This is a genomic window from Cryobacterium sp. N22 (genome assembly GCF_002929555.1).
In the GTDB taxonomy this organism is placed as follows: domain Bacteria; phylum Actinomycetota; class Actinomycetes; order Actinomycetales; family Microbacteriaceae; genus Cryobacterium.
Genome location: NZ_PJJP01000028.1, coordinates 26,369 through 50,854, shown reverse-complemented (window position 1 = coordinate 50,854; position 24,486 = coordinate 26,369). Strand labels below are relative to the sequence as shown.

Genomic DNA, 24,486 nt, shown 5'->3' with positions numbered 1-24,486 from the left:
CGGGTCACTCTTCGGGTGCGAACTCGATCGAATCGAAGACGGCGCGCGCCTCTTTCGTCAACTCCGGACCGACCGATACGAACTCGCCCACTGCGATCAGTGCAAGCTCGCCATTCAGGTCGAGCACCCGCTCGGTCTCGCGCTCACTCGTCATTGAGTACCAGCGTGCGCACTCGTCCGCCAGATCCGACCAGAGGCAGACGTGCACCTGGTCGCACTCGGTAATGTCGAGATCGCTCTCGACCCGGTAATCGAACTCGAAGCCTGAATAGTCGCCCATCACGACCTCCACTGGAGGAGTGGTCTCCGTTGAAGCCTGCGCGGTCATCGCATCGACATAGGCCTCAGGAGACGGGTCCACCGCGACGAGCGCGCCTTGCCAGGCGCAGGCGTCCGTCGGCACAAAACCGGGGTTTCCGAAATTCACGAAGACCGCCCACTCGCCCGCCTGCTCCTTGAGAACACCCCAGCCAAACGATTGCCAGCCCTCTGGAACAGTCACCTCAAAGGGCACCGTGAAGCCGGTCACGAGATACGTGCCCGCGCCGATGTCGCCGCCCTCCGGCAGCGGTGCGGCCGTGTCAGCCTCTGCGGTCGGTGCGGGGGGCGGCGACTCGTCGGTCGTCGTGCAGGCCGAGAGGCCGACGCACGCCAGCAACGCGATTACGAGACCCGCCAGCGGCGAGCGCGGCAGACGGGTGGCGCGGGTGCGCCGGGATGATGCCAACATGTCGGGATCCTCTCGTTCGACCGTGCAGCGCGATGGCCTCTTAGCCAGTAAAGGACAAGCCGATATCAGTCGGATACCGGAGCCCATCCGCTCAATATCGGCCCGATATCGGCCGTCTTGACTGATGTCGGAGGCGAGCGCACAGTGGCGTCATGGAGATACGAGTCCTTGGATCCCTGACTCTCGACGAGGGCCGGATTCCGCTCGCTCCGCGTGATCGTGCGGTGCTGGGTGCGCTCACGGTCCGTCTCGGTGAATCCCTGTCGGTCGAGTCCCTCGCGGCCGCGCTCTGGGGCGACACCCTGCCCGCCTCGTGGTCGCACGTCATTCCGGGATGCATCATGCGCTTGCGCCGGCTGATCGCGCCGGCGCGGATCGAGACCACCGCGCTCGGGTACCGGCTGACTGCGGAGCACCTCACGGTCGACGCCGAACAGTTCGAGCGTCTCGTTGCGCGGGGCACCCAGCAACTGGAGCTCGGTGAGCCCGAGCGTGCCGCGCATACGTTTTCCGAAGCGCTCGCGCTGTGGCGGGGTGAGCCCTTCGTCGAGCTCATCGACTGGGGGCCGGCTCAAATCGAGTCCGGTCGCCTCGAGGAGATGCGTTTGGGGGTCGAGGAGCTCCTCCTCGACGCACGACTTCAGGCCGGCGAGGTTCAGGAGGTCGCCGCGTTGGCGCGCGCCCGCGTCGCCGAAGCTCCGCTGCGGGAGCGGCGATGGGTTGTGCTGAGCGTGGCGCAATATCGCCAGGGTCGGCAGGCGGAGGCCATCGCCACCGTGCGCAGGGCGCGGGGGCTGCTCGCTTCCGAGCTGGGCCTGGATCCGTGCACGGAGCTCGCTGAGCTGGAACAAGCGATCCTCCGGCAAGATCCGTCGCTCCTGTCCGACCGGGTGTTCCGGCCCGGAAGTACCGAGTGTCCGTACTTCGGTCTGCCTCCCGCCGGCGTTGGGGACGCCGAGCGATACTTCGGTCGCGAGCGGGAGCTGTCCGGGGCGCTGCGAGCGCTCGAGGAGCACGGCGTGCTGCTCGTCACCGGCTCGTCGGGCGTCGGCAAGTCCTCATTCGTCAGGGCCGGGATCGGCGCGGAGCTGATCGCCCGCGGCAGAGAAGTCGCCATCGTGACGCCAGGCGAGCATCCGATCGATGCTCTGCGCGATATCGGCCTCACGCCCGGAAACTCGCTGCTCATCGTTGATCAATGCGAACACGCCTTCGCCGCGGACGACCCCGCCGAGATTCGGGAGTTCTTCGGCGCCCTGTCGCGGATGGTTTTCCGCGGCCTGCTTGTCATTGCAATCCGCGCCGACCGTCTCGGCGACCTGGCGGATCACGACGGCTTTGCCGAGATCATCCAGTCGCACATGCTCATGCTCACCGCACTCGGCCCCGACGGACTTCGAACCGTGATCGAGAAGCCCGCGGAGCGGGCCGGGCTCATCCTGGAGCCGGGCCTCGTGGAGGTCCTCGTACGCGACGCCGACGGTCGAAACCTCCCGCTGCTGTCTCACGCCCTGCGCCAGGTGTGGTCCAGGCGTGAGGGCCGCGTCCTGACCGTCGACGGGTATCGGGCGTCCGGTGAGATCAAGGGCGCCGTCGCGAAGACAGCTGAAGAGGTCATCACTGCGCTCCCTGCCGAGGACACGCGGTTGCTGCGCGACATCCTTCTCCGTCTCGTCGAAGCATCCGCTGACGGTTCGGTCGTAGCCCGTCGGATCGAACGCTCACGGATTTCGATCGACGACGCCCATGCGAGGATCGTCGATCGGTTGGTCGATGCGCGCCTACTCACGACCGATGAGGAGTCGGTGCAGCTCTCCCACGAGGCGCTGGCACGGGAGTGGCCGCGGTTGAGGGAATGGCTCGCGGATGATGTCGAGGGCCAGCGGATCATGCGACACCTTGGCTCCGCGGCCGCCGCCTGGGATGCGATGGGACGACCCGAAAGCGAGCTCTATCGAGGCGGCCGGCTGACGGCGGCCCAGCACTGGCGGGATGCGGGCGATCCCGCACTCACGGCCGTCGAGCGAGACTTCCTCGACGCTTCGGCAGCGCAGGAGACCGCGGGACTCGCGGCCGCTCAAAGACAGCTCCGGAAGGAGCGCCGGATGGTGCGCCGTCTCTCCTGGGTGTCGGCCGGCGCGGCGGGTCTCGCGATCCTCGCTATCACGGCGGGCCTCATCGCGGGCTTCCAGACGAACCTCGCGGGCGAGCGTGCGACGGTTGCGGAGGCACGGCGCGTCGCCGCGTCGGCGCTCGAGGACCCGCACTTCGATCGCGCGCTGCTGCTCGCGGTCGAGGCCATCCAGCTCTGGGACAGTTCTGAAACACGTGTCAATCTCGTGCGGGTCTTCGCGCGCGCTCCCCGCTTGACGAGCATCATTCGTATCCAGGAAGACGGAGTGGCTGCCGAGAGCATGTCGATCGCGGAGAACGGGACTCGAGCATCGGTGATCGACAGCGACGACGATGTGCGCCTATTCGATCTCGACAACGGCTCGCAGCTCGGCGAGTACGGCCCGTTCGGAGGGAATCTGGTGACATCGGCCGTCGACCCCGCATCGGGCGCCGTCGCGTACAGCGCGACTTCGTACCCGTGTAGCGGCCTCCCCTGCCCGAGTGGGCGAACGGGAACGCTGGATCTGGCGGATGCAGGACGCTCGGGCGTGACGACCTACGCGGGTCTGGATGGGACGGCGGCGGATGTCGAGTACTCCGCCGACGGATCCCTGTTCGCGGCGCTCGCTGCGGCACGCCCGTTCGAGCCGTCCGGGAGTGTCGCCCTGTGGCGAGGCGGGGCGGAGAACCCGTCCGGCCCGACAATCCTGAGTGTGGATGCGAGCGGTTCAGAGCTCGCCGCCCCAATCGGGTGGGTCGGCCAGTTCGGCGCGGTGAAGTTCTCGCCGGACGGTTCGCGGCTGTACGCCAGCCGATTCGGACCGACCGTGGTGTTCGAGACGGCATCGGGTGCCGTGCTCGATCAGATCGCCGGCGCCGGGATTCTGGCCGTCAGCCCGGACGGCCGTCGGATCGCGGTCCGGGATGGCTTACTCGCGGCGCGCATCGTCGACTCCTCCGGGGTCGCAGCGCCCGTCACCATCCCCCTGACTGACTTTCCATCGGTGGCCGATTTCAGCCCTGACGGCAGCCGCCTCGCAGTCGCCGCCGGCACCGGCGTCGTGGTGTTCAACACCGAGACCGGCGACGTCGCGGAGTCGCTTCGCAATCACGACGGCGCGGTCACCGCGGTCGAGTTCCGGCCGACCGGTGAGCTGGTCGCGGCCGGGGAGGACGGCGCGATCATCACATGGGACCTCGGCGACTGGTCGGCGGGCTTTCGCACCGACAAGTTCGTCGTGCGGGGTGGGGTCGGCGCGGAAAGCAGTGAACGCACCCTGGCTCTTGAACGATCCGACGGGAGTACGCAGGTGATCATCGCCGACCCGGCGGCATGGGAGCAACGCGCGTGTCAGGTCGCGGGACGGGTACTGACCGAGCAGGAGTGGGGGGAGCTCCTGGGCGCTCGGCCCTACGCGCCGGCATGCCGCGATTGAAGGTCAATTCTGGTGTCGGGCGTGACACATTCGCCTCGAGTTGCGTCTAAGAGTGGATACGCCGGACCATCTGTGGTGGAGGCGCCACGAAACAAAGGTTCACTATGGACGTCATCACACTGGCCGGGCAATCTCCAGAAACCGCAGATGCCGGGGCACCGCGCCTGCGCGGACGCTACCGGTTGCAGGAACTGATCGGTCGAGGCGGCGCGGGTTCTGTCTACCGCGCTCGCGACGAAACACTGGGTCGCGACGTCGCGGTGAAGGTCTTCGAGGCGTCCGCGACAAACGAGAAGGACATCCGTCGTCAGGAAGACGAGGTGAACCTCCTGGCAGGCCTGAGCCACCACAGCCTCGTAACCCTGCTTGATGCGGGCGTCGACCGCACGGATGCGGCCCGGCCGCGTGTCTACTTCGTCATGGAGCTCGTCACGGGCGCCGACCTCAAGGTCCAGCTCGAGGAAGGCTCCCTCACCGCTCGTCAGATAGCGCACATCGGCTTCGACCTGGCCGAAGGCCTGCAGTACATTCACCATCGGGGTGTTGTGCATCGCGACGTCAAGCCGGCCAACATCCTGCTTGTCCGTTACAGCCACGGCGGCGCACGGCACCGGGCGAAGCTGACCGATTTTGGCATCGCCCTGGTTGGTGCCATCGAGCGCCGCGACACGGACAACGTGACGACGGGCACGGCCGCCTACCTCAGCCCCGAACAGACGCGGGGACAGACGCTGGGGTCGGCCAGCGACATCTACTCGCTGGGGCTCGTTCTCCTCGAGTGCTTCACCCAAACCCTCGCATTTCCGGGCGACCCGATCCCGTCGGCACTGGCCCGGCTCCGAAGCGATCCGTACATTCCGCCGGGTATCGCCCCGGAATGGAGGACGCTGCTGGCGGCCATGACCGCTCGCGACCCGAAGGACCGTCCCTCAATCGACGATCTGGTCGTGGCGCTTCGCCAGATGGTTGCTGCCGAGACCGGCCGGCACCGGGATGTTATGGCCCTTCCCGAGCCGTCCACCGAGGAATCCCGGTTGCGCGCGGTCGCGCGCTACCGGCTGCCGGAGACACCGGTCGACGGGGCCTTCGACCGAGTCACGGCTATTGCAGCCCGAGTGTTCTCCGTTCCGGTCGCGCTCGTCACGATCGTCGATCACGATCGGATCTGGTTCACGTCCCACCACGGTCTCGAGATCGACCACATTGACAGGCACCCCGGGCTCTGCGCTTCGGCAATCCTGGATGACGTGCCCTGGGTCGTCGAGGATGCCCGGTTCGACCCACGGACGCTGGCCAACCCCCTCGTCGCCGGGGATTTCGGCCTGCAGTTCTACGCCGGGGTGCCGTTGCGCACGCGCGACGGACACAACCTCGGCACGCTGTGCGTGCTCGACTTCGAACCGCGCCTGGCGTCGGAAGCGGAACTCGCCACCCTCGGCGACCTCGCCGCGATGGTCATGAGCGAAATGGAACTGCGTCTGGAGAGCCGGCGATCAAAGCCCGTTCAATAGCACGATGATCCGTTTGCGAACGGTCAGTTACGCAGGTCGAGGTACCTTGCGATCAGCGCCTTGGTCGACGAGTCCTGGGACTGCAAAGCGTCAGCGTCACCCTGAACCGCTGGAGTGATCTGGAGCGCGAGCTGCTTTCCGAGCTCGACGCCCCACTGGTCGAATGAGTCAATGCCCCAGATGGTGCCTTGGGTGAACACGATGTGCTCGTACAGTGCGATGAGCTGACCGACAACGCTCGGCGTGAGGGCCGGCGCGAGGATCGACGTTGTCGGCCGGTTGCCGGGGAACGTGCGTGCCGGAACGACGGACTCATCCGTGCCTTCAGCGCGCACCTCGTCGGCCGTTTTCCCGAACGCGAGCGCCTTGGTCTGGGCGAAGAAGTTCGCCATGAACAGCGCGTGGACATCCTGACCCGGCTCGACGGCAGCGCCGTCGCCCGCCTCGTCCTTCAGTGCGTGAGCAGGATTCGCAACGGCGATGAAGTCTGCCGGAACCATCCGCGTGCCCTGGTGAAGAAGCTGGTAGAAAGCGTGCTGACCGTTGGTGCCCGGTTCACCCCAGAAGACCTCACCGGTGTCGGTCGTCGCCGGTGAGCCATCCCACCGCACGCCCTTCCCGTTCGATTCCATCGTGAGCTGCTGCAGGTAGGCCGGAAAGCGGTGGAGATACTGGGCGTACGGGAGCACGGCGTGGCTCTGCGCCTTGAGGAAGTTGGAGTACCAGACGTTCAGGAGGCCCATCAGCACAGGCACGTTCTGCTCGAGAGGTGCGGTTCGCATGTGCTCGTCGATGGCGTGGAAGCCGCCGAGGACCTCGCGCCAGTTGTCGGCGCCGATGGCGATGACCACGGAGGTGCCGATGGCGGAATCGATCGAGAATCGACCGCCAACCCAGTCCCAGAATCCGAAGGCGTTCTCGGGGTCGATACCGAAGGCCGCGACCTTGTCGAGAGCGGTCGAAACAGCCACGAAGTGCTTGGCCACGGCATCGGAACGAGCGGCGTCCGTGTCGTTGATCGCGCCGGTGCCGACGAGCTGGTTCCACAGCCACTCGCGTGCCAGGCGGGCATTGGTGAGTGTCTCGAGGGTGCCGAAGGTCTTTGAGGCGACGATGAAAAGAGTGGTCTCAGGGTCCAGCCCCGCCGTCTTCTCGTAGACGTCGGTGGGGTCGATGTTCGAGACGAAGCGCACCTCGAGGCCGGCCTGCACGTACGGCTTCAGCGCTTCGTAAACCATGACGGGGCCGAGGTCGGACCCGCCGATCCCGATGTTGACGACAGTCTGAATTCGCTTGCCGGTCACGCCGGTCCACTGGCCGGACCGAACCTTGTCGGCGAACGCGTAAACCTTGTCGAGAGTGGCGTGAACATCAGCGTCGACGTCCTGCCCGTCAACCACGAAGCCCTTCGGCGGCACGAGGCCGGTTCCGTCCTTCGGTCGGCGCAGAGCGGTGTGGAGGACCGCACGGTCTTCGGTGACGTTGATGTGTTCGCCGGCGATCATGGCTTGGAACCGGCCCGTGACGTCGATATCCCCCGCGAGCTGCAGGAGCAGGGCAAGGACCTCGTCGGTCAGGAGGTTCTTCGACAGGTCGATCGTGAGGTCGGCGGCCTGAAAGGTGTATCGATCGGCTCGTCCAGCGTCGCCGGCGAACCAACCGCGAAGATCAGGCGTAAAGCGCTCAGCGATGCTGGCGAGCTGCTTCCAAGCGGCGGTCGACGTGGGATCAACGGGGGCAGATGCGGTCATGGGTTCTCCTGGATGCCGAGAGCTGATGATTGCCCGCGTCTCCCGCAGCACAGCGAGGCGGACCGTTCACAAGCCTATTGCGGTGCCGGCACCATCGGAACGCACCCGGCCTACTGCGGTCTCAGGAAGGTGAGTGTTGATCCGCCGCCATCGACCAGGGGCGCCAGGGCCTCGTTGAAGGTTTGCCCGTAGGGTGCCGCGAGGTGCGCCTGGAACGCTTCCTCGTCGGCGTACTCCTCAAAGACGAAAACCTGCCTGCCGTCGGCTTCCTTCGAGAAGGCCGCAAACGTGATGTTCCCCGGCTCCAGCCGCACCCGCTCGCCATAGGCGCGAAGGAGGTCGGCCACGGCCTGCTCCTGCCCGGCGATGGCGGTGAACTCGGCGTAGAGGACTCGTTTGGTCATGCCGTCGCCGCTCCCGTCATAATGGCGACCGCATCCGTCATGGAGTGCGACTGCGGGGTGATCGTCGCGGCCTTCTTACCGAGACGCTGGATGTGAATGCGATCGGCAACGTCGAAGACGTGCGGCATGTTGTGGCTGATCAGGATGACGGGGATGCCCTTGTCCCGGAGGTTCCTGACCAGCTGCAGCACCTGGTTGGATTCCCGCACTCCGAGCGCAGCCGTGGGCTCGTCGAGCACGACCACCTTGGAGCCGAATGCCGCCGCCCGGGCCACCGCGACGGCTTGCCGCTGGCCGCCCGAGAGGTTCTCAACCGGCGACGTGACGTCCTGGAGGGTCGAGATGCCGAGATCGTTGAGTCCCTGGCGTGCCGACTGGCGCATGCCCTTGGTGTCCAGGACGCGGAACACCGAGCCCAGGATGCCGGCCTTGCGGATTTCCCGCCCCAGATACAGGTTGGCGGCCACATCGAGGGCGGGCGAGACGGCCAGGTTCTGGTACACCGTCTCGATACCGGCCGCCCGGGCATCCTGGGGGCGTTTGAAGTGCACGGGCTTGCCGTCGAGGAAGATCTCGCCCTCGTCGGGGATCTCGGCACCGGTGAGGCACTTGATGAGCGTCGATTTGCCGGCGCCGTTGTCGCCGATGATCGCGAGCACTTCTCCGGGGTACAGCGCCAGGCTGACCCCGTCGAGTCCGACGACCCGGCCGAAGGTTTTGACCAGGCGTTTGGCCTCGAGAATGGGCGAGAGGGTATTTTCGGGGGCGGCGGCGGGTGTGCCGTTGGTGAGGGTCACTTGCGTACCTTTCGAATCCACTGGTCGACGGAGACCGCGACGATGATGAGCACACCGACGGCGAGGGTTTGGTAGAGCACGTCCAGTCCGGCGAGGGAAAGACCGTTGCGGAAGACACCGACGATGAGTGCACCGAGCAGGGTGCCCCAGATCGTTCCACGGCCACCGAACAGGCTCGTGCCGCCGATGACGACGGCGGTGATGGAGTCGAGGTTGAGGTCGGCTCCGGCGTTCGGGCTTGCGGCGTTGGTCCGGCCGATCTGGATCCACGCGCCGATGGCGAGAACCGCACCGGCAGCAAGGTAGACGCTCATGAGGACTCGGTTGACGCTGATACCGGCAAGCCGAGCGGACTCCTTGTCGTCACCGACCGCGTATACGTGGCGTCCCCATGCCGTCTTGCCCAGGATGAACGCGACGACGATGTAGAGCAGCAGCATGATGAGCACGCCGACGCTGATTCGTACGCCCAGAACATCGAATGTCGATCCGGTCCAGGTCAGAAGCGGCGGCATTTCGCTGCCGCGCACGGTCGCACCGTTGGAGTACAGCAGGGTCAGGGCAAGGAAAATATTCAGGGTGCCCAGTGTCACGATGAACGGGGGAAGCCGCAGCCGTGTCACCAGAAGCCCGTTGAAGGCGCCGGCGGCGAGCCCGACGATGAGGCCGAGAATCAGTGCCACGAACCCTGGGACGCCATTATCCGTCGCCGTTTGGGCCATGACCATGGACGACATGACCATCACGGCCCCGACCGAGAGGTCGATTCCGGCGGTGAGGATGATCAGCGTCTGTGCCACTGCCAGCGTTCCGACGACAGCCACCTGCTGGGTGATGAGCGACAGGTTGGACGGGGCGAGAAACCGATCGTTGAGGACACCGAACACGATGATGGCAACGGCGAGCACAACGGCCGGGCTGAGCGCTGGATATCTATGGAGGACGTTGCGTACTTTGTCGAGTGTGGTGCGGCGGTCGAGGAACTCGGACGCCAGGTGAAGTGCGCTGGTGGGCGGATCTGGTTCTGTGGTCGGCTTGCTCACGGTGACTCCCTCTTATAACAGCGGTGCTGAACTGTGTGTGGTCCCTGGGACCCGAACAGGTCGTGGGGCGCGTTTCCGCGCCCCACGACGGGGTTACTCGGTTACTCGCCCCAGCAGATGTCCGCAGCCTCGGTGCTGTCGATGCTGTCCAGACCGTCGACGGGCTGGTCCGTGACGAGGGCGACTCCGGTGTTGTAGAAGTCGAGCCCCTCGCTCGTCTCGGGCTTGGTTCCGTCCTTCGCGAGCTGCGCAATGGCCTCAACGCCGAGCTCGGCCATCTTCACCGGGTACTGCTGGCTGGTGGCTCCGATGGTGCCGTCCTCCACACCAGCGACTCCGGCGCATCCGCCGTCGATCGAGACGAGCAGGACGTCCTTCTCCTTGCCTGCAGCCTGAAGGGCCTGGTACGCGCCGTATGCCGCCGGCTCGTTGATCGTGTAGACGACGTTGATGTCGGGGTTCTTGGAGAGGAGAGTCTCCATGGCCGTACGGCCGCCGTCTTCTGCGCCCTGGGTGGCCTCGTTGCCGACAATGGTGTACTCGCCACCCTTGCCGCCGGTGTACGTGCCGGTGGGCTCCTCGTCGCCGTTGGTGTTCGGCTCGTTGAGCTCGATGCCCATGCCTTCAAGGAAGCCCTGGTCGCGGTTGTAGTCCACGGAGACGACCTTGTCGTCGAACAGGTCGAGAAGGGCGATGGTCGCCTGCCCGCCGTCGAGCTGGGCCGCCGTCCATTCGCCGATGGCCAGGCCGGCCGCACGGTTGTCGGTGGCGAAGGTGATGTCAACGGCATCTGCCGGGTCTGGCGGGGTGTCCAACGCGATGACATAGAGTCCGGCGTCACGGGCCTTCTGGATCGCGTCGACCACCGACGGACCGTTGGGCGTGATCAGGATGCCTTTGTCGCCCTTGGAGATAGCGTTCTCGATGGCCTGGATCTGGGTGTCCTCGTCGCCGTCTTCCTTGCCGGCGGCGAGCGTGAGGTTCACGCCGTTGGCTTCGGCGGCCTTCTTCGCGCCGTCCTGCATGGCCACGAAGAACGGATTGGTCGTGGTCTTGACGATGAGAGTCACACCCACCTCGTCGCCGGCCGCATCCGATGACGACGACGATTCGCTGGGTGAGGAGCAGGCCGTCAATCCGAAACTTGCGAGTGCGATGAGGGATCCGACGGCAGCAACCCGACGGGTGAGGCTGCGGTTCGACTTGCTATTCATCATTGAATTTCCTCTTGTTTGGGGGCCCTGATCGATCGCTGTGACAGTCGATCTACCCGGTCCGACAACGGTGTCAGAGCTATTTTTAGAGCAGAATGTCGATAGAGTCAACTCGTTATTTGAAATGGAGACCAAATGGTGACATCGATGTCAGGCTCCCCCTCCGAGGTTCCACTGTCAAGGCCTAGAGCGACCATGCGTCATGTGGCGTCACTTGCAGGCGTGGGCGTCAAGACGGTCTCCAGGGTCGTGAACGGCGAACCGAACGTTTCCGAGGCGACCCAGCTGAAGGTGCTGGAGGCCGTCCGGCAACTGAACTTCCAGCCGGACATGCACGCCGGCAACCTGCGACGCACGGGCCGGAGAACGCAGACCCTGGGGCTGCTGGTCGGCAGCGTCGCCAACCCCTTCTCCGGCGCCATTCATCGCGGGGTCGAGGATGCAGCATCCGCCAAGGGCGTTGCCGTCTTCGCGTCGAGCCTCGATGACGATCCGGATCGTGAACGCGGAGTCGTATCCGCCTTCCTGCGGCGCCGAGTGGACGGGTTGATCCTGACAACCGCCGGCAAGAGCCAGGCGTACCTGCAGCCGGAGCTCGAGCTCGGCACCCCGATCGTGTTCGTCGACCGTGAGCCCGTCGGCGTGGAGGCCGACGCGATAGTCTGCGACAACGCCGACGGCGCGGCGCTGGCCGTTCGACACCTGATCAGCCACGGGCACCGAAACATCGCCTTCCTCGGAGACCGCACCGAAATCTGGACGGCCAGGGAACGGCGTCGCGGTTTCATCGAGGAGCTCGGCCGAGCCGGGATCTCGATCGATGGCGCCAATGTCGTGGACGGTCTCTACGATGAGGTGGCCGCCCACCGCGCGACCGAAGCCCTCCTCCGTGGCCCGAATCCCCCCACGGCAATCTTCAGCGCTCAGAACCTGATCACCATGGGCGCAGTCCGGGCCCTCCGCGACAACGGCGCCCATCACCGAGTCGCCCTGGTCGGCTTCGACGACGTCTCCCTTGCGGCACTGCTGGATCCCGCGATCACCGTCATCGCCCAAGACCCGCAACGCATCGGAGCCCTCGCGGCCGAGCGCCTCTTCGCGCGACTCGACGGGGACACGACTCCGGCACGGTCGTATGTGATCCCCACCAGGCTCATCATCCGCGGCTCGGGAGAGATTCCGCACGACGCCTAACGCCGCGAGTCGCGTCCCTTGTATTGTCCGCAAGACAGTGAGTAGCATGCGTCAACAACTGACAACGTTGTCAGTTTGGTGATCTCTCACGGAAGGCGTCAATGTTGACGAACCGATTTCCCGTCCGAAAGCTTTTCCTCTCCACCGTGGTGTGTGCGGGTCTTGTATTCTCCGGCGGGGTGGCCGACGTCACCAACGCATGGGCCGAAGCAGATGTCGCTCCGAATCCGGCTGCCGAGCAATACCGCCCCTACCTCCACTACAGCCCTGAGAAGAACTGGATGAACGACCCGAACGGGCTCGTCTACTACCAAGGCACCTATCACCTCTACTACCAGTACAACCCGTTCGGCAACACCTGGGGAAACATGAGCTGGGGGCACGCCACGAGTCCGGACCTTCTGCATTGGACAGAGCAACCCCTCGCCATTGCTCAGGACGTCGATGCCGACATCTTCTCCGGGTCGATTGTCGTGGATACGAACAACACGTCCGGCTTCGGCACGGCCGACAACCCTCCGCTCGTGGCGATGTACACGAGCGCCTACCACTCGGGCAAACAGGCGCAGTCGCTGGCCTACAGCACCGACGCCGGGCAGAGCTGGACCAAGTACGCCGGCAACCCGGTGCTCGACCGGAACTCGAACAACTTCCGCGACCCGCACATGTTCTGGTACGACGGAGGCTCACCAGAGAACTCCTACTGGGTCGTCGTCACAGTGGAGGCCACAGACCACCAGGTCCTGATGTACAAGTCGGCCGACCTGAAGACCTGGGACTACCTCTCAACCTTCGGGCCCGCAAACGCCACCTCCGGCATCTGGGAATGCCCCGACCTGTTCCCGCTGGCTGTCGACGGAGACCCGGCGAAGACCAAATGGGTCATGGTCGTGAACCTCAATCCGGGAGCGGTCAGCGGAGGATCAGGCGGGCAATACTTCGTCGGCGACTTCGACGGAACAACCTTCACCTCCGAAAGCACGGTCGGGTCGGACACGATGCCGGCCGGATCGACCTACGCTGCGTTCGACGGCTCGGACTACCAAGGTTGGACCGTCAACAACGAGCCGGGCAACTGGAAGAACGGCCCCTTCGGCTCCGCCCCGGCCACCGGGCCCATCGACGGCCAGCAAATGCCCAGCGGTTTCACCGGGACCGGATTCATCAACGGCTTCAACGACGGGGACTGGCCATTGGGCTCCATGCAGTCACCCGAGTTCACCATTGACGAGAACTACGTCAACTTCCTCGTCGGCGGCGGCAATCACCCCCACGAAGCGGGCACTCAACTGCAGAACGACCCGCCCGCCGGTTCGGACCTGCTCTTCGAGGGATTCGAGTATCCCGGCACCGAATCGATCGTCGACCACGGTTGGACTCTGGGCGGAGACTTCACGGCCGACAGAAGCCTCGCCACGGCAGGCGGCGACTACGCCATCGGTGCCAAACGCATCAACACCTACGAGGCCGGCCCGAAGGGCGACGACAACATCGGCTCGATGACCTCAGCACCATTCGCGATCACCAAGACAAACCTCGGCTTCCTCATCGGCGGCGGCATGCGCGAGGCAGCCAGCGGTCAGATTCTGCAGGCGGAGCTGCTCGTCGATGGTCAGGCCGTGCGCACCGCATCGGGCTCGAATGACGGGGCGCTCAACTGGCGCAACTGGGACGTTGCTGAATTCGTGGGCTCCGACGCCCAGATTCGCATCACGGACCAGGCGACCGGAGGCTGGGGGCATCTCACCTTCGACCATGCCGTGCTCTCCGACTCCCCCGCGCACAAGCGCAGCGCAGAAACATCCGTCAACCTCGTTGTCGACGGCGAAATTGCCCGAACGGCCACCGGCGGCAACAGCGAGACCCTCGACTGGACGTCCTGGGAGGTTTCCGAGTTCGTGGGCGAGAAGGCACACATCAGCATTGTCGACAACAATCGGGGCGGCTGGGGACATGTGCTCGCCGACCAGTTCATGTTCTCCGACACCGCGGCAGAGCAGAGAATCCGTAGCTATGACTGGCTCGACTGGGGTCGTGACTTCTACGCCGGCGTCACCTACGACAACGCACCGGAAGGCAAGCGAATCATGGTGGCGTGGATGAACAACTGGGACTACGCAAACCAGATCCCCACCGGCCAGTGGCGGAGCGCCATGGCGCTCCCCCGCGAGCTCTCACTGCAGACCATCGACGGTCGACCCCAGCTCGTCCAGCAGGTGACGGAACACGTCGCCGACCTCGAGCAGACCGACGCGGCGTATTCTGCCAAGGCCCAGGACGTTGCCGGTGTCACGGCCCTGCCTGATGCAGCCAACGGTGAGGTCCTGAAGATTGACGCCGTGTTCTCTCCTGGTGACGCCGATCGGTTCGGTCTCGAGGTGCGCCGCTCCGCCGATGGCACCCAATCAACGCCGATTCTCTACGACACGGCCAGTGGGGCGCTGTCGGTTGATCGCACCACGTCCGGAGACACGGGCTTTGCCGGCAACTTCGCCTCGGTTGATTCCGCTCCCGTCACGCTGGAAGACGGCACGCTGCACCTCGAGATCTACCTGGACCGGTCATCGGTGGAGGTGCTCGCTCAGGGAGGCAAACGGACGCTGACCGAGCAGATCTTCCCGGATGGCGCCAGCACCGGCATCGCTCTCGTCGCGGAGGGCGGCACCGCCCGATTGGAAAGCCTCACCGTCACTCCCCTGACCGGCGCAATGTACGACCCCGCAGTGTCCGCTGAGCTGTCGTCGTCCGCCCCCGTCTCGCCGGATGGTTGGTTCCGATCTGCCGTAACCACAACCCTGAGCCTGACCCAGGGGGCTGGTGCGCTTGAGCACCGAACGGATGGCGGGGATTGGGTGGACTATTCGACGCCCTTCAGCACCGGTGGTGAGGGCGATCACCAGATCGAATACAGGGTCGCCGACAATGGAGAGACCGTCGGGAGCTCGCTCGGATCGGTCGCGTTCAGAATCGACTCCCAGGCTCCCGTCACCACCGCCACACTCGATCCCGCCAGCGGGGCAGGAACACCCGATCATTCGGTCCACGTCTCGTTCACGGCCACCGATTCCGGTTCGGGGGTGGCGTCCACCCAATACCAGCTGGGTGCCGGCGAGTGGACGGCGGCCCCGCCGGAAGGACTCGACATTTCTCGGGTCGGCTCCACGGTCATCACCTACCGCTCGACCGATTCTGCCGGGAATGTCGAGGCCAACCAGGCGGTATCGGTCACGGTGACCGCCCCGACAGCCACCGCAACGGTCGCCATCAACCCCGGCACCGTTCCCGCAGGAGAGTCGACAAAGATCTCCGGGTCTGGCTTCGCAGCCACGGAAAAGGTCAGGCTGACCCTGGACTCGGGGCGGCTACTCGGGACTGTCACCACAACCAAGAAGGGAACATTCACCACGACGGTCACGGTTGACCCGACCACCACAATCGGCACCCACACGATCACGGCCACGGGACAGAAGTCGCATTCCATTGGCCAGGCCACGGCAACCGTCACGGCCGAGCGGTCCGCCTCGTCGATCTCCGGGTCCGCCAGCGCACTCCTGGTGCGAGCTGGATCGTCGGTGAGCTACTCGGCTGCGGTCAATCCCGCGGCGGCCGTCGGAGATATCACCGTCTTCGACAACGGCAAGCCGATAGTCCGGGCGACCCTCAAGGCCGGCGACAAGGGCAAGATGCGCGTGAGCTTTCCGGGCTTGAGACCAGGCATACACGTGATCGTCAGCGTCTATGGAGGCAGTGACACCCTGAAGCCGTCGACGTCACGGACGTCGCTCGTCATCGTCTGGTAGGTAGCGCGAACGCGCCCGAATGCAATGGGTTGGCTCGCGGATCTGTGCCGCGTACGCTGGCAAAAAAGAGGAGGAATCAACGGTGATGGCGAATGATCCGTTCCTGATGGCATCGGATGCCCTGTCCGATAGTGGAGCCCGGATCTCCGAGCTTGCTCGCCCATTCCTGCGGTTTTTGCCGGTCTCCGGCGCCTCGATCTCGACCTTCGGATCGTTTCTCGGCGCCGAGACAATCTCGGCCACGGATGCCAGGGCCGGGCGAGTGGATGAGCTGCAGTTCGACCTCGGTGAAGGCCCGTGCTGGGACGCGTTGGTCAACCGGCAGCCTGTCCTCGAACCCGACCTGGCCTCGCGGAGCAGTGTCTCTTGGCCGGCCTTCCTGGCGGCCATCCGCGAGGAGCAGATCGGGGCGATCTTCGCCTTTCCGCTTCTCTTCGGCCCGCTCGAGATCGGCGCGGTGGACCTCTACTCCATCGCGCCGGTCTCGCTCACCCCCGAACAACAGGGGCAGACCCTCGCTCTCTCAGCCATGGTCAGCCGGATCATCCTGCGCCACGCCATCAGCACTGACATCCACCCCGACGAGACGACGACTTTCTCACGGCGACTCATCCACCAGGCGACGGGCATGGTCCTCGCCCAACTCGGAACGAGCGCCGAGGACGCCCACCTGATCATCCAGGCGCGGGCCTTCGCCGAGAATCGCCCGATGCGCCAGATCGCCCAGGACGTCATCGAACGGCGGATCCGCTTCACCGCGCTGACCGAGCCGGGGCCGTCCCATGAATGAGACCACCCGCCTCGAACTGCTTTTTGATGCGTTCGCCACTTTCGCGGACACCCTCGTGGCCGGCTACGACGTCCTCGACCTCTTACAAACCCTGGTGGAGACCTGCCACGATCTCCTCGATGTCGACTCTGCAGGGATTCTCTTGGCCAATGCCGCCGACAAGTTGGAGGTCGTCGCATCCACCAGTGAGGCGAACACCCTCGTGGAAGTGATGCAAATCGACGCTGACGCGGGGCCCTGCCTGGAGTGCTTCCGCACCCGCTCCGTGGTCTCGCTGCCGGACATCGACATCGGTTCCTCCCGCTGGCCGGCCTTCTGCGACACCGCACGCGCCCAGGGCATCCACTCGGTCTACGCCATCCCCCTGCGACTGCGAGACACCACAATCGGCACGCTGAATCTCATGCGGAACGAGCGTGGAGAGCTGAACCAGCACGACATTCGGGCCGCACAGGCCCTCGCCGACGTGGCGACCATCGGCATCCTGCATGAACGGACCATCCGTGACGCCTCAACGCTTCGCGACCAGCTGCAAAGGGCCCTGTCGAGCCGGATCATCATCGAGCAGGCCAAGGGCGTCGTCGCGGAAACCGCCAATGTGTCGATTGAGGCGGCCTTCGACCTTATTCGCCGCCACGCCCGTTCGCACCAAACGTCTCTGAGCCTGGTCGCCCAGCGACTCGTCACCCGCGAGCTCAGCCTCTGATCCAACTACGGGAGACTGGGCACATGTCTGATCTCACTCTGCGCGGCGGCCTCGGCAGCCACGTTGAGGCCGAGATCGACGTCAAACGCTCCAGGTTCCTCTGCCGTCTGGTCAGAATCGACACCGAGGATGCCGCGCGCGCGGCGATCGACGAGGCGAGCAAGGAGCACTGGGGCGCCCGTCACCACTGTTCGGCTTTCGTGATCGGGCCGCGGGGCACTCCCGATCAGGTGCGCCGCTCGAATGACGACGGGGAGCCATCCGGAACCGCGGGGCGTCCCATGCTGGAGGCACTGTCCGGACGCGGATTGGTCGACTGCGTGGCTGTCGTCACTCGCTACTTCGGTGGCACGCTCCTCGGTGCCGGCGGTCTTGTGCGCGCCTACTCGGAGGCTGTGCTCATCACGATCGATCGCGCCCAGTCCCTCGGGATGCTCGTAGAACGCGAACGCCGTGAGTTGTTCACGCTCACCCTCCCCCATGCGGATGCCGGCCGCATCGAAGCCGAGCTGCGCCAGCGCGGTGTGCTCGTCCTGGGCACGGACTATGGGCAGGACGCCGTGCTGCACATCGCCGACGACGACGCCGAGCGGCTCGCCGCGGTCGTCGCCCACGTAACGGCCGGAAGCGCATCCCTGAAGACCCTTGGCCACGAGTGGGTTGACGTCGAACCCGTCTGACGACCGGCAGATCCCTACAGAGGCCTACAGTGGCTGCATCGCGAGAAGGGAGATCACCATGTCCGGTCGGATTCACATCGACCACTTCACCACCCTCGACGGAGTCGCCCAGGCTCCCGGCGGTCCCAACGAAGACACGGATGGCGGATTCGCATTCGGCGGGTGGCAGGCGCCCCTGTTCGACGACACCGTCGGGATCCAGGTCGACGCCGGGATCCAGGCCATGGACGCGCTGCTCCTGGGGAGACGCACCTACGACATCTTCGCCGGCTATTGGCCGCATCAGCTCGACGGACCCGCCGCCGGCATCGCCCGCAAGTTCGACGCGATCCCCAAGTACGTTGCGTCTCGGGGAGCACCCGAACTGCCCTGGCGGGACTCGCACCTGCTCGGCGGGGATCTCGCCGCCGAGCTGAATTCTCTTCGCGAGCGGCACCGGGAGATTCACGTGATCGGCAGCATCAACTTCGCCCGCAGTCTCGTCGCCGGGGGCCTGTTCGACCAGCTGAACCTGTGGGTGTACCCGATAGTGGTCGGCAGCGGAAAACGCCTGTTCCCCGACGACGGGCCACCCACCGCCCTGAAGCTGCTCGCCGCCGAGCCTGTTTCGGAGAAGGGCGCGGTCCTCCTTCGATACGGTTCGACGGGTTCGGTGCCGGCGACGGGCGATATGACCCGTGAGGACCGAGCCACCTGATGCCGGCGGCACGCGCCATCCGGGCCCTCGACCTCACGGTGTTCGATCGCGTGGGCCGGCCCTCGTCGGCCCGGTTCGATCGATCGATGGTCGGCCTGTCTTCACTGGCCGATCACGCGAAACTCTGGGCGGCCGCCGGCGCCGTCCTCATGGTCACCGGTCATCGGTCCGCCGCTGCGCGCGGCTTGACCTCGCTCAGCATCGCGAGCCTCAGCGCCAACCTCATCGGCAAGCGGCTTTTCGGCGGATCGCGCCCACAGCTCAGCGGGGTTCCCCGCCGCCGCCGGCTTCCGCGGCCACCCACCTCGGCGACGTTCCCGTCCGGCCACAGCGCCAGCGCCTTCGCCTTCGCCGTGGGGGCGTCGCTTGATGACCCCGGGCTCGCCGTGGTGTTGCTGCCGATGGCCGTCGCCGTAGCCTATTCCCGCCTGCACACCGGCTCACACTGGCTTTCCGACGTGGCCGGCGGAGCCCTGCTCGGGACAACCGTCGCGGCAGCCGACGCCGTCCGCCACCGGCGTCAACATGCCCGCGCTCACGCACGGCAGGCCGGGTCATGACCGGCCAGGGGCTCCGGCCCACGCCCACTGGCGCCGGCCTGTTCCTCGTGATCAATCCACACTCCGGCCACACCAAGCGACGACCAGACCCCAAACCGACTCTGGACAGAGAATTGCACGACGCCGTTGTGCATGTTCTCGCTCCGGGCGAGCGCATCTCGGATGTGCTCCGCGCTGCCTTGGCCTCGGCCACCCCGCCCACCATGCTGGGCGTGTACGGCGGTGATGGTTCCGTGGCCGCCACGGCGGAGGTCGCGTTCGAGTCCCACCTGCCCCTGCTCGCGCTACCGGGTGGAACTCTCAACCACTTCGCGCTCGCGGCCGGGATTCCCGATCTGGCAACGGGCATTGCCGCCGCACAAGCAGGAACCGGCTCCGCGGTTGACCTGGCAGAGATCGACTTCGGCGATCGCGGCCGGGTCCTCGCGCTCAACACGCTCAGTGTGGGCGTGTACCCCCGGTTCGTGCAACTCCGCAACCGCATGGAGCCCGCGGTGGGCCGGCCGTTGGCAACCCTTGCCGCCGCTCTTCGTGCCGCGTTCACCGCTGCACCTCTCGGCGGCACGCTTGACGGCCAGGACATTCGCATTTGGTCGATGTTCATCGGAGTCGACCGTTACGCCCCACCCCGAGGCGCGCCACTGAAACGGCAAGGAATCGACGACGGGCTCCTCGATGTCAGAATCCTGCGCTCCACTGCTCGATCACGGGGACGTGGGTTTCTCTCCCTGTTGTCCAGCCGGACTCACAGCCGGACCCACCACGGTCCAGAGCCGATGTTTCGCTTTTCAGGACACACCATCGGGTTCGTGCGGCCGGAAGTCACCCTGAGATCGACCAGCGGCAGCGCCCAGGTCTACGCGCACGACGGGGAAGTTCAGAGCGCGCCACCGTTTACCCCTGGCGGCGATCGCACGGTGACAGTGCGCATACTGCCCGCGGCAATCGAGATCTACCGCCCGGGAGAAAGCTGAGTATCCGCACGCCCAGGACTTTGGTCACTGGGACCGATAAGCGGGCGGGATCAGGCTGGTGGAATGTTCCGTACTCGATCTGCAGCGAGCCTTGGCTCGATAATCCTCCTCATCTCCCTCACCGCCTGCACCGGCGGAGGTGAGACGAACCCCACACCGGCTGCTGCGGACCCCTCGATCGGTCTGGGGGCGGATGCCGAGGCGATGCTCACCGAGTTCGACATCGCGGCGCCCACCAACGTGAAAGACCTCATTGAGCAGCTACAGTCGCAGTCGCTGACAGAGCGCCCGGCCGGCTTGATGGCCTCAGTGCGTGTCGATGAGCTCCTGCTCTCCAGCGGGAACGACGAGGTGAGTGTCCCCATTCCCACCGACGACTTCCACCTGTCCGTCGCACCGTATCTGAACGACACTCACGACTGCTACTTCCACTCGCTCACGACCTGCGTCGGGGAACTCGCCGACGAGGAGCTGCAGGTGACGATCACCGATGACGCCAGCGACGAGGTGCTCCTCGACGAGACCGTCACGACGTTTGAGAACGGTTTCTTCGATGTGTGGCTCCCGGCCGGACGCGACCTCACGATGCGCATCGATGACGGCGAGAACACCGCCGAGGTACCGGTCGGCACCGGTGCGGACGATCCCACCTGTGTCACGACCGTGCAACTGAGTTGACCGGCCGAGGGTGTTCCGAGTTGCCCTCGCCGCACCACGCGCACCAGACTGGAACCACCGGATCGCTATTGAGTTTTCCGCCTGTGGCTAAGGAGCTCACCATGACCGAACCGAACGACGCACGCGTTGGCCTGTACATCGACTTCGACAACATCGTCATCTCGCGCTATCAGCAGCTGCACGGCCGCAATGCCTTCCAGCGCGACGGCATCCGTAACTTCGACAAGACGAGCCGGGATGCCGACCCCGAGGTCGCCGCCCGGCTGGCCGCCGCGACGGTGGACTTCAACGCCATCATCGACTTCGCCGCATCGTTCGGCACCCTGGTCGTCAACCGCGCATACGCCGACTGGTCGGTGCCCGTGAACGCGAGCTACCAGCGCCAGCTGATGTCCCGCGCGGTGGACCTCACCCAGCTGTTCACCACCACCACCCGGGGAACCAAGAACGGCGCCGACATCCGTCTGGCCGTCGACGTGGTCGAGGACCTCTTTCGGCTGCCCGACCTCACCCACGTCATCATCATCGCCGGCGACTCCGACTACATCGCCCTCGCCCAGAAGTCGAAGCGTCTGGGCCGTTTCGTGGTCGGCATCGGCGTCGCCGGGTCTACCAGCACCTCCCTCGCGGCCGCGTGCGACGAGTTCGAAGACTACGACTCGCTGCCCGGAATCGAGAAGGTCACCGCGAACGCTGACGCCGACACGGCCCGTGCCGACAAGCCCAAGGGCGGCCGCCGGGCCGCCGAGCCCGTGGAAGTGGAAGCCGAACCCGCACCGCCCGCCAGCGCGGCCCGCAAGCTCACAACGATCCCGATGTTCTCACACACTGACGACTCCCCGTACGACGACTCGGAGCCGGCCGAGGACATCGACCCGCAGTCGCTCGCGACGGAGCTTCTTGTTCGCGCTCTGCAGATCGGTCACGCCAAGGGCGACGCCGACGAATGGCTGAACACCGGCACGGTCAAGAACCAGATGCGCCGGATGGACCCGTCCTTCAACGAGAAGCCGCTCGGCTACCGTTCCTTCACTGACTTCCTCTCCTCGCGCAGCGACCTGGCCGAGCTGGCCGAGGATGGCTCGCAGCGGCTCATCCGGTTGCGCCCGGAGGCACAGACCCGCGACTGAGTCGCGGCACCGCCCCGCCTGAGAGCGCCCCGCTTCGGGCCCATACCCCCACCTCACGGGACCTACGACCCAGCGCGCGCCGCCCCGACCGTGTAAATTCGACTGTTGTGTGAAATTCAACAGGAGAATCTCAGTCGGCTAACCCGGTTCGACTGAGCTGTACCAAGCGGGAACCACGCGTTTGGCATCCACACCGTAAGGAGATTCTGGTGGCGACCTCGCCCGCTAAAGACATTATTGAGAGCATCGGAGGAGCCGCGAACGTCGTCGCGCTCACTCACTGTGCCACCCGACTGCGCTTCACTCTGAAGGACGCATCGGGAATCGACCAGGCGGCTGTGGAGGGTATCCCCGCAGTCCTGGGTGCCGTTCCCCAGTCCGGAGATCGCTTCCAGGTCGTCATCGGCGGCGCGGTCGAGACCGTGTACAACGAGATCCTGGCGCTGCCCGAGATGAAGAAGGTTGGCACGGGCGAAAGCGCCGACGACATCAAGGCCGCCGAGCGCGCCAAGGGCCCCCGCGGCAAGTTCGCCGGGCTCGACACCTTCTTCGAGGTACTGTCCGACTCCTTCCGCCCGATCCTGGGCGCACTGCTGGGTGCATCGCTCTTCATCACCTTCATGGCGCTGATGGCCACCCTCGGCGTCATCCCCGCGTGGAACGCACCGGGCGTCGAGCTCGAACCCGGCTGGGCCTTCATCAACCTGATGTGGCAGGGCGTGTTCGTCTTCCTGCCGCTGATGGTCGCCTACAACGCGTCGAAGCGCCTCGGCGCCGACCCGTGGGTCGGCTTCGGCATCATGGCCGTCGTCATGCTGCCGGGCTTCTCCGCCCTGGCCGCCTCCGACAAGGCCCAGACCGTCTTCGACGGCAAGGCCGCCATTGTGTCGATCTTCGGCCTGCCGTTGACCGTCACCGACTACAGCTCGCAGGTCTTCCCGCCGCTGCTGATGGCGGTCGTGCTCGGCCTGCTCACCAAGGGCCTGAAGAAGATCATCCCGGCCAGCGTCCAGCTGATCTTCGTGCCGTTCCTGAGCATGCTCGTGATGATCCCCGTAACGGCCTTCCTCATCGGCCCGATCGGTGTCTTCGGCGGAGCGGCCATCGGCGAGTTCCTCAAGTCCATCAACGACTTCTCACCGCTGATCTTCGCGATCGTCATCCCGCTGGCCTACCCGTTCATGGTTCCGCTGGGTCTGCACTGGCCGCTGAACGCCGTGATGCTGCTGAACATCCAGTCCCTCGGCTATGACTTCATCCAGGGCCCGATGGGCGCCTGGAACTTCGCCTGCTTCGGTGCCACCGCCGGTGTACTGGTCCTGGCCATCCGTGCCAAGAACAGCCAGATGAAGCAGACCGCGACGGGTGCTCTCGCCGCCGGCCTGCTCGGTGGTATCTCCGAGCCGTCGCTGTACGGCATCCACCTGCGGTTCAAGCGCATCTACCCGCGCATGCTCGTCGGTTGCCTCGTCGGTGGTGTCATCATCGGCATCGGCGGTGGCGTCACGACCAACGCGTTCGTGTTCACCTCGCTGCTGACCATCCCCGCGTTCAACAACATCCCGCTGTACGCACTGGCCGTTGCCGCGTCGTTCTTCACCGCGATGATCCTCGTGATCCTCTCCGGCTACCTGTCGCCAGAGCAGAAGGCCGAAGCGGCCGCTCAGCTCGCCGCCGACACGGCTGCCGAAGAGGCCACGCACGCCCCCGTCGCGCCCGTCGCGGCACCGGTGGTCGCCGCCAGCACGGCTGCCGCTACGGCTCCTGCCGCCGGGGGCACGGCGACCATGGTCGCCACTGTCCTGGCCACGATCGGCTCGCCGGTCGCCGGCATCGTCGTTCCGCTCGCGGATGTGCCCGACCCGGTCTTCAGCAAGGGAATCGTCGGACTCGGCGTTGGCGTCGACCCGACCGAGGACACGGTCTACGCACCCGCCGCCGGCAAGGTCCTGGTCGCTCAGCCGACCGGACACGCCTTCGGACTGATGCTGGACGGCGGCATCGAAATGCTCATTCACGTGGGCATCGACACCGTCAACCTCGCCGGCAAGGGCTTCGACGTCAAGGTCAAGGCCGGCGACAGGGTTGAGGCGGGTACCCCGCTGGTGACCTTCGACCGCGCCGTGATCGAGGAAGCCGGCTACTCGCTGGTGACCCCGGTTCTGGTGACCAACCCGAAGAAGTTCGGCTCGATCGACCAGGCCGCTTCCGGCCAGGTGAGCGTCGGAAGCCCGCTTCTGACGGTGACCGCCAAGTAACACCCCGCACGAACACAG

At 65.7% G+C, this 24,486-nt stretch carries 19 protein-coding genes; 13 read left to right on the top strand and 6 right to left on the bottom strand.

Annotated features, from left to right (window positions below; translation table 11 throughout):
• Positions 1-4: 4 nt before the first annotated feature.
• Positions 5-730, bottom strand: a complete 726-nt coding sequence (locus tag CXY76_RS05300; RefSeq protein WP_233199588.1) for a hypothetical protein — start codon at positions 728-730, stop codon at positions 5-7.
• Positions 731-882: 152 nt separating this feature from the next.
• On the opposite strand from CXY76_RS05300, the gene CXY76_RS05295 reads away from it, so the two are divergent.
• Both CXY76_RS05295 and CXY76_RS05290 read left to right on the top strand, forming a co-directional pair.
• Positions 883-4,281: a BTAD domain-containing putative transcriptional regulator gene (locus tag CXY76_RS05295; protein WP_104163207.1), complete on the top strand. Its 3,399-nt coding sequence runs from the start codon at positions 883-885 to the stop codon at positions 4,279-4,281.
• Between the two features lie 104 nt (positions 4,282-4,385).
• Positions 4,386-5,792, top strand: coding sequence for a protein kinase (locus CXY76_RS05290; RefSeq protein ID WP_104163206.1), 1,407 nt, complete (start codon positions 4,386-4,388; stop codon positions 5,790-5,792).
• Positions 5,793-5,815: 23 nt separating this feature from the next.
• Here the strand turns inward: CXY76_RS05290 and pgi are convergent, their stop codons facing one another.
• The 5 genes from pgi to CXY76_RS05265 form a co-directional block, all read right to left on the bottom strand.
• On the bottom strand, positions 5,816-7,543 hold the full coding sequence (gene pgi / locus CXY76_RS05285) for a glucose-6-phosphate isomerase (protein ID WP_104163205.1): 1,728 nt from the start codon (positions 7,541-7,543) through the stop codon (positions 5,816-5,818).
• A gap of 110 nt (positions 7,544-7,653) precedes the next feature.
• Positions 7,654-7,947, bottom strand: coding sequence for a putative quinol monooxygenase (locus CXY76_RS05280; protein ID WP_104163204.1), 294 nt, complete (start codon positions 7,945-7,947; stop codon positions 7,654-7,656).
• Entirely contained in the window at positions 7,944-8,744 is an 801-nt protein-coding gene (locus CXY76_RS05275; RefSeq protein WP_104163203.1) for an ATP-binding cassette domain-containing protein, read from the bottom strand. Before CXY76_RS05275 ends, CXY76_RS05280 begins: the two co-directional genes overlap by 4 nt.
• On the bottom strand, positions 8,741-9,787 hold the full coding sequence (locus CXY76_RS05270; RefSeq protein WP_104163202.1) for an ABC transporter permease: 1,047 nt from the start codon (positions 9,785-9,787) through the stop codon (positions 8,741-8,743). Before CXY76_RS05270 ends, CXY76_RS05275 begins: the two co-directional genes overlap by 4 nt.
• A gap of 101 nt (positions 9,788-9,888) precedes the next feature.
• Positions 9,889-11,001, bottom strand: a complete 1,113-nt coding sequence (locus tag CXY76_RS05265) for a substrate-binding domain-containing protein (RefSeq protein ID WP_199190201.1) — start codon at positions 10,999-11,001, stop codon at positions 9,889-9,891.
• Positions 11,002-11,196: 195 nt separating this feature from the next.
• On the opposite strand from CXY76_RS05265, the gene CXY76_RS05260 reads away from it, so the two are divergent.
• The 11 genes from CXY76_RS05260 (at position 11,197) to CXY76_RS05210 (ending at position 24,468) form a co-directional block, all read left to right on the top strand.
• A complete protein-coding gene (locus CXY76_RS05260) occupies positions 11,197-12,195 on the top strand; it encodes a LacI family DNA-binding transcriptional regulator (RefSeq protein WP_104163200.1) in 999 nt (332 codons plus the stop codon).
• A 101-nt stretch (positions 12,196-12,296) separates the two neighbouring features.
• Entirely contained in the window at positions 12,297-15,995 is a 3,699-nt protein-coding gene (locus CXY76_RS05255) for a GH32 C-terminal domain-containing protein (RefSeq protein ID WP_104163199.1), read from the top strand.
• An 85-nt stretch (positions 15,996-16,080) separates the two neighbouring features.
• Positions 16,081-16,785 carry a GAF and ANTAR domain-containing protein gene (locus CXY76_RS05250; RefSeq protein WP_158253842.1) on the top strand — a complete coding sequence of 235 codons (705 nt, stop codon included), beginning with the start codon at positions 16,081-16,083 and terminating at the stop codon, positions 16,783-16,785.
• Positions 16,778-17,491: a GAF and ANTAR domain-containing protein gene (locus CXY76_RS05245; RefSeq protein WP_104163197.1), complete on the top strand. Its 714-nt coding sequence runs from the start codon at positions 16,778-16,780 to the stop codon at positions 17,489-17,491. The genes CXY76_RS05250 and CXY76_RS05245 overlap by 8 nt, the downstream gene beginning before the upstream one ends.
• 23 nt (positions 17,492-17,514) lie before the next feature.
• Entirely contained in the window at positions 17,515-18,171 is a 657-nt protein-coding gene (locus tag CXY76_RS05240) for a YigZ family protein (protein WP_104163196.1), read from the top strand.
• Positions 18,172-18,229: 58 nt separating this feature from the next.
• Complete coding sequence (locus CXY76_RS05235; RefSeq protein WP_104163195.1) at positions 18,230-18,868, top strand: dihydrofolate reductase family protein; 639 nt, start codon at positions 18,230-18,232, stop codon at positions 18,866-18,868.
• Positions 18,868-19,428, top strand: a complete 561-nt coding sequence (locus CXY76_RS05230; RefSeq protein ID WP_104163194.1) for a phosphatase PAP2 family protein — start codon at positions 18,868-18,870, stop codon at positions 19,426-19,428. Before CXY76_RS05235 ends, CXY76_RS05230 begins: the two co-directional genes overlap by 1 nt.
• Positions 19,425-20,402 carry a diacylglycerol kinase family protein gene (locus CXY76_RS05225; protein WP_104163193.1) on the top strand — a complete coding sequence of 326 codons (978 nt, stop codon included), beginning with the start codon at positions 19,425-19,427 and terminating at the stop codon, positions 20,400-20,402. Before CXY76_RS05230 ends, CXY76_RS05225 begins: the two co-directional genes overlap by 4 nt.
• A gap of 63 nt (positions 20,403-20,465) precedes the next feature.
• Positions 20,466-21,080 carry a CueP family metal-binding protein gene (locus tag CXY76_RS05220; RefSeq protein ID WP_146073374.1) on the top strand — a complete coding sequence of 205 codons (615 nt, stop codon included), beginning with the start codon at positions 20,466-20,468 and terminating at the stop codon, positions 21,078-21,080.
• Between the two features lie 101 nt (positions 21,081-21,181).
• Positions 21,182-22,210 (top strand): NYN domain-containing protein, encoded by a 1,029-nt coding sequence (locus CXY76_RS05215; RefSeq protein WP_104163191.1) that lies wholly within the window; start codon positions 21,182-21,184, stop codon positions 22,208-22,210.
• Positions 22,211-22,419: 209 nt separating this feature from the next.
• Positions 22,420-24,468: a glucose PTS transporter subunit IIA gene (locus CXY76_RS05210; RefSeq protein WP_104163190.1), complete on the top strand. Its 2,049-nt coding sequence runs from the start codon at positions 22,420-22,422 to the stop codon at positions 24,466-24,468.
• The last annotated feature ends 18 nt before the right edge of the window (positions 24,469-24,486 follow it).